14 protein-coding genes and 2 tRNA genes are annotated in these 9,700 nt (G+C 60.3%); 15 read left to right on the top strand and 1 reads right to left on the bottom strand.

The annotated features are described in order from the left end of the window. Position 1: 1 nt before the first annotated feature. A tRNA-Thr gene (locus IBX59_RS14205) sits at positions 2–76 on the bottom strand. A gap of 87 nt (positions 77–163) precedes the next feature. On the opposite strand from IBX59_RS14205, the gene IBX59_RS14210 reads away from it, so the two are divergent. The 15 genes from IBX59_RS14210 to IBX59_RS14280 all read left to right on the top strand — a co-directional run bounded on the left by IBX59_RS14210 (position 164) and on the right by IBX59_RS14280 (position 9,599). Continuing rightward, entirely contained in the window at positions 164–313 is a 150-nt protein-coding gene (locus IBX59_RS14210; protein WP_296376717.1) for a hypothetical protein, read from the top strand. Positions 314–318: 5 nt separating this feature from the next. Continuing rightward, a complete protein-coding gene (murA, locus tag IBX59_RS14215; RefSeq protein ID WP_296376719.1) occupies positions 319–1,587 on the top strand; it encodes a UDP-N-acetylglucosamine 1-carboxyvinyltransferase in 1,269 nt (422 codons plus the stop codon). Continuing rightward, positions 1,584–2,063: a DUF2948 family protein gene (locus IBX59_RS14220; RefSeq protein ID WP_296376721.1), complete on the top strand. Its 480-nt coding sequence runs from the start codon at positions 1,584–1,586 to the stop codon at positions 2,061–2,063. Before murA ends, IBX59_RS14220 begins: the two co-directional genes overlap by 4 nt. A 59-nt stretch (positions 2,064–2,122) precedes the next feature. Then, positions 2,123–3,436 (top strand): histidinol dehydrogenase, encoded by a 1,314-nt coding sequence (gene hisD, locus IBX59_RS14225; RefSeq protein WP_296376723.1) that lies wholly within the window; start codon positions 2,123–2,125, stop codon positions 3,434–3,436. After that, positions 3,433–3,912 (top strand): UPF0262 family protein, encoded by a 480-nt coding sequence (locus IBX59_RS14230; protein WP_296376725.1) that lies wholly within the window; start codon positions 3,433–3,435, stop codon positions 3,910–3,912. Before hisD ends, IBX59_RS14230 begins: the two co-directional genes overlap by 4 nt. Before the next feature lies 1 nt (position 3,913). Then, a complete protein-coding gene (locus tag IBX59_RS14235) occupies positions 3,914–4,396 on the top strand; it encodes a low molecular weight phosphatase family protein (protein WP_296376727.1) in 483 nt (160 codons plus the stop codon). Continuing rightward, positions 4,389–4,790: a ketosteroid isomerase-related protein gene (locus IBX59_RS14240; protein ID WP_296376729.1), complete on the top strand. Its 402-nt coding sequence runs from the start codon at positions 4,389–4,391 to the stop codon at positions 4,788–4,790. The genes IBX59_RS14235 and IBX59_RS14240 overlap by 8 nt, the downstream gene beginning before the upstream one ends. After that, the gene (locus IBX59_RS14245; protein WP_296376732.1) at positions 4,787–5,374 is read left to right on the top strand and encodes a GNAT family N-acetyltransferase; all 588 of its coding nucleotides are present in this window, start codon (positions 4,787–4,789) and stop codon (positions 5,372–5,374) included. Before IBX59_RS14240 ends, IBX59_RS14245 begins: the two co-directional genes overlap by 4 nt. Then, a complete protein-coding gene (locus IBX59_RS14250) occupies positions 5,371–6,252 on the top strand; it encodes a carbon-nitrogen hydrolase family protein (RefSeq protein WP_296376734.1) in 882 nt (293 codons plus the stop codon). The genes IBX59_RS14245 and IBX59_RS14250 overlap by 4 nt, the downstream gene beginning before the upstream one ends. 92 nt (positions 6,253–6,344) lie before the next feature. Then, positions 6,345–6,563, top strand: coding sequence for a translation initiation factor IF-1 (gene infA, locus IBX59_RS14255; RefSeq protein ID WP_007205486.1), 219 nt, complete (start codon positions 6,345–6,347; stop codon positions 6,561–6,563). Positions 6,564–6,646: 83 nt separating this feature from the next. Further along, entirely contained in the window at positions 6,647–7,252 is a 606-nt protein-coding gene (locus IBX59_RS14260) for a nucleoside triphosphate pyrophosphatase (RefSeq protein WP_296376735.1), read from the top strand. Continuing rightward, the gene (locus tag IBX59_RS14265; protein WP_296376737.1) at positions 7,249–8,283 is read left to right on the top strand and encodes a ribonuclease E/G; all 1,035 of its coding nucleotides are present in this window, start codon (positions 7,249–7,251) and stop codon (positions 8,281–8,283) included. The genes IBX59_RS14260 and IBX59_RS14265 overlap by 4 nt, the downstream gene beginning before the upstream one ends. Next, a complete protein-coding gene (locus IBX59_RS14270; RefSeq protein ID WP_296376739.1) occupies positions 8,283–8,468 on the top strand; it encodes a DNA gyrase inhibitor YacG in 186 nt (61 codons plus the stop codon). Before IBX59_RS14265 ends, IBX59_RS14270 begins: the two co-directional genes overlap by 1 nt. Before the next feature lie 93 nt (positions 8,469–8,561). Beyond that, positions 8,562–8,636, top strand: a tRNA-Phe gene (locus IBX59_RS14275). A 345-nt stretch (positions 8,637–8,981) separates the two neighbouring features. Then, complete coding sequence (locus IBX59_RS14280) at positions 8,982–9,599, top strand: hypothetical protein (RefSeq protein ID WP_296376742.1); 618 nt, start codon at positions 8,982–8,984, stop codon at positions 9,597–9,599. The last annotated feature ends 101 nt before the right edge of the window (positions 9,600–9,700 follow it).

Here is a 9,700-nt window from a genome sequence, read left to right on the forward strand (position 1 = left end):
ATGGTGCTGTGAGAGAGGATTGAACTCTCGACCTCACCCTTACCAAGGGTGTGCTCTGCCACTGAGCTACCACAGCATCCGTGAGGCGGGGAATTAGCGGCAATTGCGGCGTGGTGCAAGCCCTCTCTGGACGGTTTTTGCCCTTGTTGATAACAGGGCGGTCATGAACGACAAACACAACAAGACCAAACCGGCCAAACCCGCCGCCAGCCGCGAAGACAGGTTGAAGGCGGCGCTCAGGGCCAATATGGCCAAGCGCAAGGCACAGGCGCGCGCGCGCGCGGGCGCGACACCCAATAAAGAGAAAGAATAACAGGTATGGATTCCATCGTGGTCACGGGCGGCACACCGCTGAACGGAAGAATACAGATCGCGGGGGCCAAGAATGCCGCCCTTGCCCTGATGCCCGCGACCCTCCTGTCCGAGGAACCGCTGACGCTGACCAATGCGCCGCGCCTGTCGGATATCAAGACAATGACCGCGCTGCTGCAATCGCTTGGGGTCGAGGTGACGGCGCTGCAAGGGGGCAAGGTGCAGGTGTTGTCCAGCCACGACATGACATCGACCACCGCCGATTATGAAATCGTGCGCAAGATGCGCGCGTCCAACCTTGTGCTGGGTCCGCTGTTGGCGCGGCATCATCAGGCTGTTGTGTCCCTGCCCGGCGGCTGCGCCATTGGCGCGCGCCCGATGGATATTCACATCACCGCACTAGAGGCGATGGGCGCGACCATTGAATTGAAAGACGGCTATTTGCACGCCATCGCCAAGGGCGGGTTGCGCGGCGCGCGCGTGCCGTTGCGGTTTCCCAGTGTCGGGGCCACCGAAAATGTGCTGATGGCCGCCACATTGGCCAAAGGCACCACAATCATCGAAAATGCCGCGCGCGAACCCGAAATTGTTGATCTGGCGCAATGCCTGCGCCGCATGGGAGCGCAGATTGACGGCGAAGGCACCAGCACGATCACCGTGCAGGGGGTGGACCGGCTGGGTGCTGCGACGCATCCTGTTGTCACTGACCGGATCGAACTGGGCACCTATATGCTCGCGCCTGTGTTTGCTGGCGGCGAGGTCGAATGTCTGGGTGGCCGGTTGGATCTGGTGGGAGCCTTTGTGGAAAAACTGGATGCGGCGGGGGTAGATGTGACCGAAACTGCGGATGGGCTTAAGGTGAAACGCCGCGCGGACCGCGCGCGCGCCGTAGACATCACAACCGAGGTGTTCCCCGGCTTTCCGACCGATTTGCAGGCGCAGATGATGGCGATGCTCTGCACCGCTGACGGCACATCGGTGCTGGAGGAAAAGATTTTCGAAAACCGCTTCATGCACGCCCCTGAACTGGTACGCATGGGGGCCGATATTTCGGTGCATGGCGGCACCGCCACGGTGCGCGGCGTGGACCGGTTGAAAGGCGCGCCGGTGATGGCGACCGATTTGCGCGCATCGGTGTCTTTGATCTTAGCCGGCTTGGCCGCAAAGGGGGAAACTGTTGTCAGCCGCGTCTATCATCTGGATCGCGGCTATGAACATGTCGAAGAAAAACTGCGCGCGGTGGGCGCAAAAATCGAACGGGTGACAGGATCATGACCGAAGACGCAAGATTCGAAGACGGGCGCGCGGCCCCGTTGCGGCTCAGGGCGCTGGATACCGATGATCTGGCCGTCATTGCAGCGCTTGTGCAGGATGCGGTGTTTCCTGCTGTCCAAATGAAATGGGACCGCAAGGCGCGGCGTTTCGCCCTGCTGCTGAACCGGTTTCGTTGGGAAAATGCCGCGCGTGCTGCCCAGCGCGGGGGTGGTTACGAACGTGTGCAGGCGGTGCTGGCAATCGAGGATGTGATGCGTGTGCAGACCCAAGGCATCGATAAATCCGACACCGATCTGGTGTTTTCGCTGCTGTCCATCGCCTTTCAATCGGGCAACGATGGCGCGGGCCGGATCGAGCTGACACTGGCCGGCGACGGGATGATCGCGCTGGAGGTCGAAGCCCTTGAGGTTATCCTGCGCGATGTCACGCGCCCCTACAACGCCCCGTCGGGCAAGGCCCCGTCGCACCCCGAATGATCGCACCGCATTGATGAAGCGGCAGCACCCCGCTATGTCGTGGCGCAAAGGAGTCACCCATGCCGCAGTTTCTGTCCACCTCTGACGCTGATTTTGACACCCGTTTTGCAACTCTATTGGGCGCCAAGCGCGAGGATAGCCCCGATGTGGACGATGTGGTTGCCGGAATTATCGCCGATGTGCGCGCGCGCGGCGATGCCGCCGTGCTGGAACTGACCGCGAAATTCGACCGGCTGGAACTGACCCCCGCAACGATGCGGTTTTCACCCGACGAAATTGCGGACTACTGTGCGCGCGTCAGCGATGCGGATACACAGGCGCTTGAACTGGCCGCTGAACGCATCCGCGCCTATCACGCGCGCCAGATGCCGGATGATGCGCAATGGACCGATGGTACAGGTGCGATGCTGGGCTGGCGCTGGACGCCAGTGTCGGCGGCAGGGCTGTATGTGCCGGGGGGGCTGGCGTCCTATCCCTCATCGGTGCTGATGAATGCGATACCCGCCAAGGTGGCGGGTGTGCAACGGCTGGCCATCGTGGTGCCCACCCCCGACGGCGTCGTGAACCCGCTGGTGCTGATGGCGGCGCGGATTGCAGGGGTGGATGAAATTTATCGCATCGGCGGCGCGCAGGCGATTGCGGCGCTGGCCTATGGGACAGAAACGATCGCGCCGGTGGACAAGATCACCGGCCCCGGCAATGCCTTTGTCGCCGCCGCGAAACGCCGCGTGTTCGGCAAGGTCGGGATTGATATGATCGCCGGGCCTTCGGAAATTCTGGTGATTGCCGATCGCGACAATGACCCCGACTGGATCGCACTTGATCTTTTGTCACAAGCCGAACATGACGAAAGCGCGCAATCGCTGTTGATCACGGACGATGCGGATTTTGGCCGTGCCGTGGCCGATGCCGTTGACGCGCGATTGCAAACGCTGGAACGCCGCGCAATTGCGGGGGCCAGCTGGCGCGACTTTGGCGCGATCATCACGGTGGACAACATGGATCAGGCGGTGGCCCTGTCTGACCGGATCGCCCCCGAACACCTGGAGATTTGCACAGCCGATGCCGAATCCCTTGCCAACCGGATCACCCATGCAGGGGCGATTTTCATCGGCAGTTGGACACCCGAGGCGATTGGCGATTATATCGGCGGGCCGAACCACGTGCTACCCACCGCAAGGTCGGCCCGGTTTTCCAGTGGGTTGTCTGTCATGGATTTCATCAAACGCACCACCCTGTCGCGCATGACGCCCGCTGCGCTGGCCGCGATTGGCCCATCTGCCGAACGGCTCGCGCAATCCGAAAGCCTGCAAGCACACGGCCTGTCGGTGCGGGCGCGTCTGGACCGTTTAAACAGGGGGGACAACGCATGAACAAGATCACCCATATCACGCTGGATGACAGCGCCCTGCCGCCCCCCACGCCCGAGATTGAACAGGAACGCAAGGTCGCCATGTTCGACCTGCTGGAAGACAACCGCTTTGCCCTGCCCGCCCGCGACGGGCGCAGCGTGCCGGATGGCCCTTACCGCCTTGGCCTGTCGATTCGCGAACGTCGGCTGGTATTTGACGTCCGCACCGAGGATGATACACCCGCAGGTGAATTCCATTTGTCGCTGGGACCGTTCCGGCAGGTGGTCAAGGATTATTTCCAGATCTGCGAAAGCTATTTCGACGCGGTCAAAACCCTGCCCCCCAGCCAGATCGAAACCATCGACATGGCCCGCCGCGGCATCCACAACGAAGGCGCGCGGGTGTTGCAGGAACGGCTTGAAGGCAAGGCCGAGGTCGACACCGACACCGCACGCCGCCTGTTCACGCTGATCTGTGTGCTGCATTTCGGGGGCTGATTTGGGGGATGGCGTCACATATCGGCCCCTGCCTCAATCGGTGCTGTTTTGCTGCGATCACAACGCCGTGCGGTCCCCCATGGCCGAAGGCATCATGAAAAAGCTGTATGGCACCGAGTGTTATATCCAGTCGGTCGGCGTCAAGAATGATATGGAAATCGACGGTTTCGCCATCGCAGTCTGTGCGGAAATCGGGGTGGAACTGTCGCGCCACAGGTCGCGGTCATTCGATGAAATGGAAGACTGGGGCGACGATCTGTCATCGTTTGATCTGGTGCTGGCGCTATCGCCCGCCAGCCAGCGCCGCGCGCTTGATCTGACGCGGTTCTACCATCTTGATGTGGAATATTGGCCGATCCTTGACCCCACAGGTCTGGGTGACAGCCGCGAGGCAAAATTGGACAGCTATCGTCAGGCTCGTGACCAGATCATCAAACGGCTGACAGACCGCTGGGGACCGGAAAAGGAAAACATCGATGACTGACGCAACGCACACGCTGCGCCGCTATTTCGATGCCTTCAATGCTGGCGATGTCGATGCAATGCTGGCGGAACTTTCCGATGATGTGGCCCACCACGTGAACGAAGGCAAGGTGCGCAGGGGCAAAGCGGCCTTTGCCGAATTCTGCGCCCACATGAGCCACTGCTATGCCGAGGAACTGACCGATATCGTGCTGTTTTCTGCCCAGGACGGCACGCGCGCGGCGGCAGAATTCACCGTCAACGGCACCTATCTGCAAACCGACCCCGGCCTGCCGGATGCGCACGGCCAGACCTATTGTTTGCCCGGCGGGTCGTTCATGACCTTGCAGGATGGCAAGATTAGCCGCGTGACGACCTATTACAATCTGGCCGACTGGTTGCAGCAGGTGTCATGACCATAGATGTGCGTCAGTTGACCGGTGACGATCTGACCGCCGTGCTGCCGGATGTCGCGCGCCTGCGCATGGCCGTGTTCCGCGACTGGCCCTATCTTTATGAAGGCAGTTTTGACTACGAACACCGCTATCTACAAAGCTATCGCGACAGTGCGGGCGCGATCCTTATCGGGGCCTTTGATGGCGATGTGCTGGTGGGTGCGGCAACCGGCACCCCGATGGAAGATCACGCCGATGACTTCGCGGCGGCCTTTACCAACACCGATATGGCGCTAAGCGATATATTCTATTGTGCCGAATCGGTGCTGTTGCCCGCCTATCGCGGGCGCGGGATCGGGCATGCGTTCTTTGATCTGCGCGAGGATCACGCCCGCCGGTTGGGCCGCAGCATATCTGCCTTTTGCGCAGTGAAACGCCCGGATGATCACCCCGCACGGCCCGCAGGCTACGCCCCGCTTGATCCGTTCTGGCGCAAACGCGGCTATGCGCCCCTGCCCGGCGTCATGGCATCTTTTTCATGGACCGATGTGGGGGATGCGGCGCAAACCGCCAAGCCAATGCAATTCTGGTGCAAAACCTTATGAAGATCGCAACCGCCGCTTATCAGCCGGAATGGCACCCCGACTGGGCCGCGATGGTGGCCAAGCTTGATGCATGGGTTACCGACGCGGTGGCACAAGGGGCCGAATTGCTGGTGTTTCCCGAATATGCGGGGGTCGAGGTCGCGCTGATCGGCGCGCCCGATGGCAATGGCGATCCGGTGCGCTGGCGCGATGCGATGGTGCGTGCGGCGGATAGGTGGGCCACCCTGCACCGCGATCTGGCGATGCGGCATGGCGTGACCATCCTTGCGGGCAGTCTGAACGCCGCAGGGCCGGACGGGCCGGTGAACCGCGCGACATTGTGTGCGCCCAGCGGTGCAACAGGCACACAGGACAAGATGATCCTGACGCCCTACGAACGACAAAACATGGGCCTGACAGCAGGTGCCGCCTTGCAAGTGTGCGACACGCCCCTAGGGCGCGTTAGCGTTTTGATCTGCTACGATAGCGAATTCCCCCTGCTGGCCCGCGCCTTGCTTCAGGCCGGTGCCGATATGATCCTCGTGCCGTCTTGCACCGAACAGCCCGCAGGCCAGACCCGCGTGCGCCAATCCGCCCGCGCCCGCGCGATCGAAGGGCAATGCCTTGTCGTGCAATCCCCGCTGGTGGGGCGCGTGCCCGGCTGCGATATCGTAGACACCAACACCGGGCGCGCTGGCCTGTTCTGCCCGCCCGATTACGGGCTGCCCAGCGACGGGATCATTGCCCAGGGGGATACCAATCAGCCCGGCTGGACCATCGCCGATGTTGACTTGGCCCACATCGGCAGGGCACGAAACTCCGGCCAGGTCGGCAACTTTGCCCATTGGCCGGAACAGGACGGGCGCATCAAATCCGTCACATCCGTGTCGTTGCGCTAAGGGGGCGCTGATTAGCCCTTGAAAAATAGCGAAATGAGGCGCATCTAAGCGCCGTCCGCAAAATTACGCGGAAGACAAACACAGGAGATCACATGGCCAAGGAAGAACTGCTCGAATTCCCAGGTGTCGTGAAAGAACTTCTGCCAAACGCGACGTTTCGGGTCGAGCTGGAAAACGGCCATGAGATCATCGCGCACACGGCAGGAAAGATGCGCAAGAACCGCATCCGCGTTCTGGCTGGCGACAAGGTGCAAGTCGAGATGACACCTTATGATCTGACCAAGGGTCGGATCAACTATCGTTTCAAATAGCGTGAAGCAACGCTTTACGCTGCGCGGCTAAGCGTTTTGCCAATGGCAAAATGCCTACCAAGCCCGCTTGCGGATAATATCGCATGACAACGTTGTCCCTCGATCCCACGCTTGCGCTGATCCTCGGCTCTGGCTCGCCCCGGCGACTGGAGCTTTTGGCGCAGCTTGGTGTGACACCTGCCGCCATCCGCCCCCCCGACATTGACGAAGCCCCCCGCAAGGGTGAAGTGCCCCGCGATTACGTCAAGCGCATCGCGCATGAAAAGGCCGCAGCTGTGGTGGCCGGTGACGGTGAAGTCGTGCTGTGCGCTGACACGACAGTGGCGCTGGGGCGCCGGATTCTGGGTAAACCCGCTGATGCGGGCGAAGCGGCGCAGTTTTTGTATGCCCTGTCGGGACGGCGGCACAAGGTGATTACCGCGGTGGCCGTCAAACGCGGTGGCCGGATCTGGCTGAAAGACGCGCAAAGCACTGTCGCGATGAAACAACTGTCAGATGCCGAAGTGAACGCCTATTTGGCGACGGGCGACTGGCAGGGCAAAGCCGGCGGCTATGCCATTCAGGGCCCTGCGGGCGCGTTCATTCCGTGGATCAACGGATCTTATACTGGGATCGTCGGGTTGCCGCTGGCCGAAACCGCAGGGCTGCTGACAGCGGCCGGTTTTCCGCTATATAAAGGTGCCACATGAAGGGTCGGATGATTATCCTTGATCATATCAATGATATGGAAGCCGCCGCCTATCTGGTAGATGGAAAACTGGACGATCTTCTGATCGACCACGCCGATGGCCCCCGACCCGGCGCTATTTTCCGTGCGATTTGCGACCGCCCGATCAAAGGGCAAGGCGGCATGATGCTGCGCCTGCCAGATGGTGAAACCGCGTTCCTACGCCAAGGCAAAGGCCTGCGCCCCGGTCAACCGCTGCTGGTGCAGGTCACAGGCCATGCCGAAGATGGCAAGGCGGTGCCGGTCACCGACCGCGTGCTGTTCAAAAGCCGCTATGCGATTGTGACTCCCGGCAAACCCGGCCTGAACATCTCGCGCCAGATCGCCGACGAAGATACCCGCGATGCGCTGCTGGCCGTCGCACATGAGGTCTATGACGGCGACCACGGGCTGATTCTGCGATCCGCCTGCGACGGCGCCGATGCGGCTGAAATTGCCGACGATATCCTTGCGATGTCCGCCTTGGCCGATGCCGTGCTGGCCGATGCGACAGGCAACACCCCAGAGGCCCTGACCGAAGGCGACGGCCCGCATACGCTGGCCTGGCGCGATTGGGCCGGTGCGGCCACGGTTATCACCGATGCCGGTAGCTTTGACGCCCACGGGGTGCTGGACCAGATCAGCGCGCTGGGCAGCCCGCTGGTGCCTTTGGGCGAAGGCACGATGTATGTCGAACCCACGCGCGCGCTGGTTGCTGTGGATGTGAATACCGGCGGCGATACCTCGCCCGCCGCCGCGCTCAAGGCAAACCTTGCCGCCGCCCGCGCCCTGCCCCGCGCGCTGCGCCTGCGCGGCCTGGCCGGACAGATCAGCATTGATTTCGTGTCGATGTCCAAGGCGCACCGCAAACAGATTGAACAATCGCTGCGCGCGGCCTTTAAGACCGACCCGATCGAGACGTCGCTGGTGGGTTGGACACAGATGGGCCTGTTCGAATTACAGCGCAAACGCGAACGCCCCACACTGCCCGGAACATTAATAAAAGGTATCTGATGGCCTGCCCGATCTGCAACAAACCAACCGCGGCAAAGTTCCGTCCGTTTTGTTCGAAACACTGCGCGGATATTGATCTGGGCAAATGGCTGACAGGCAGCTACGCCATCCCGGCGCAAGACCGCGATGATCTGGACGCACTGGAAGAAGAGCTGCGCGCCGCAGAAGAACACAAACCGCATTAAGAGTGCAATTGAGCGCAACTTCCCTCTGGACACCCCCAGCCCCCGCGTCTAAAACCCCGCTACCCGATGGGTCGCCTAGGCGCCCGTCCCGATGCCCGGGTAGCTCAGGGGTAGAGCAGTGGATTGAAAATCCTCGTGTCGGTGGTTCGATTCCGCCCCCGGGCACCAACTTAAAACATAAAGATCATAAACTTAACGATCGCACAGTTTTAATATGTGTTGGTGGGCTGATTTACTGTGTTGAACACAGTGTTTGGATTCGCTGTGGCAACACAGTAAATGCAACACAGTCTTAAAACACCGTAAGTCGACACTGTTTTTGAACACAGTGTTACAAGTTGCTGTCAGCATCGCCCTGTATGGTTTGTTCGTGCATCTGAGAAAGCTGGCTTCCAACACAGTGAAAACTGCACTGTTCATAGATATGCGGAAAATTGTGGATTTTAATACTGTCTCAGTTCACAAAACAGAAACAACACTTGAGCACAGCAATTTATGAAGCCTCCTAAGACAGTGACAAGCCTCGATACACTGGGCCGCGTTCGGCTTTCAGAAAATTTCTGGATGCGGGAGTTCCTCTACTCAGACGTCGCAAACTTTCACGGCATGCCCAACATACCGGATGATCCCGACCTTGCGATCATGGTCGGCAAGCGTCTATGCGAAGAACTGTTGGAGCCACTCCAGCGCACGTTTGGCAAAGTCGTCATCCGGTCGGCGTTCCGCTCTTGCTCAGTGAATGGGTTTTGCAACGAACAGCAAAGAGCGGGCAAGTCAGGCTACACCTGCTCATCAAACGAGGCGAACTTTGCTGGTCACATATGGGACCGCCGTGATGCTGGCGGCTTTGCGGGGGCTACAGCTTGTATTGTAATACCATCCTTTGCAGATAGGTTTGAGGCAGGCATGGACTGGCGTGCACTGGCATGGTGGGTGCACGACCACTTGCCATATGCGAGCATGTATTTCTTCCCAAAGCTCGCAGCATTTAACCTGGCATGGCACGAAAACCCTGAACGACGGATCGACAGCTACATCGCACCCAAAGGCTGCCTGACGCGACCCGGCATGCCGAACCATGAAGGCTGCCATGCCGAATGGTATCGCGACCTTCCGGAACTTATGGGCTAAGTTGAATGTTTTGACAGCAACGGGCGGAACGTGTCAACGACTTTGAGACGGTGGCTTTTAGACTTTAGGCTTGGGTTTTTTCCGTTTGCTTTGGTGGGTTG

The sequence above is a fragment of the Yoonia sp. genome, assembly GCF_014859355.1.
Lineage (GTDB): Bacteria > Pseudomonadota > Alphaproteobacteria > Rhodobacterales > Rhodobacteraceae > Yoonia.

What these genes read in the sequence shown, in the direction of transcription:
- IBX59_RS14210 (WP_296376717.1), top strand. Translation starts at nt 164, where the DNA reads ATGAACGACAAACACAACAAGACCAAACCGGCCAAACCCGCCGCCAGC.
- murA (WP_296376719.1), top strand. Translation starts at nt 319, where the DNA reads ATGGATTCCATCGTGGTCACGGGCGGCACACCGCTGAACGGAAGAATA.
- IBX59_RS14220 (WP_296376721.1), top strand. Translation starts at nt 1,584, where the DNA reads ATGACCGAAGACGCAAGATTCGAAGACGGGCGCGCGGCCCCGTTGCGG.
- hisD (WP_296376723.1), top strand. Translation starts at nt 2,123, where the DNA reads ATGCCGCAGTTTCTGTCCACCTCTGACGCTGATTTTGACACCCGTTTT.
- IBX59_RS14230 (WP_296376725.1), top strand. Translation starts at nt 3,433, where the DNA reads ATGAACAAGATCACCCATATCACGCTGGATGACAGCGCCCTGCCGCCC.
- IBX59_RS14240 (WP_296376729.1), top strand. Translation starts at nt 4,389, where the DNA reads ATGACTGACGCAACGCACACGCTGCGCCGCTATTTCGATGCCTTCAAT.
- IBX59_RS14245 (WP_296376732.1), top strand. Translation starts at nt 4,787, where the DNA reads ATGACCATAGATGTGCGTCAGTTGACCGGTGACGATCTGACCGCCGTG.
- IBX59_RS14250 (WP_296376734.1), top strand. Translation starts at nt 5,371, where the DNA reads ATGAAGATCGCAACCGCCGCTTATCAGCCGGAATGGCACCCCGACTGG.
- infA (WP_007205486.1), top strand. Translation starts at nt 6,345, where the DNA reads ATGGCCAAGGAAGAACTGCTCGAATTCCCAGGTGTCGTGAAAGAACTT.
- IBX59_RS14260 (WP_296376735.1), top strand. Translation starts at nt 6,647, where the DNA reads ATGACAACGTTGTCCCTCGATCCCACGCTTGCGCTGATCCTCGGCTCT.
- IBX59_RS14265 (WP_296376737.1), top strand. Translation starts at nt 7,249, where the DNA reads ATGAAGGGTCGGATGATTATCCTTGATCATATCAATGATATGGAAGCC.
- IBX59_RS14270 (WP_296376739.1), top strand. Translation starts at nt 8,283, where the DNA reads ATGGCCTGCCCGATCTGCAACAAACCAACCGCGGCAAAGTTCCGTCCG.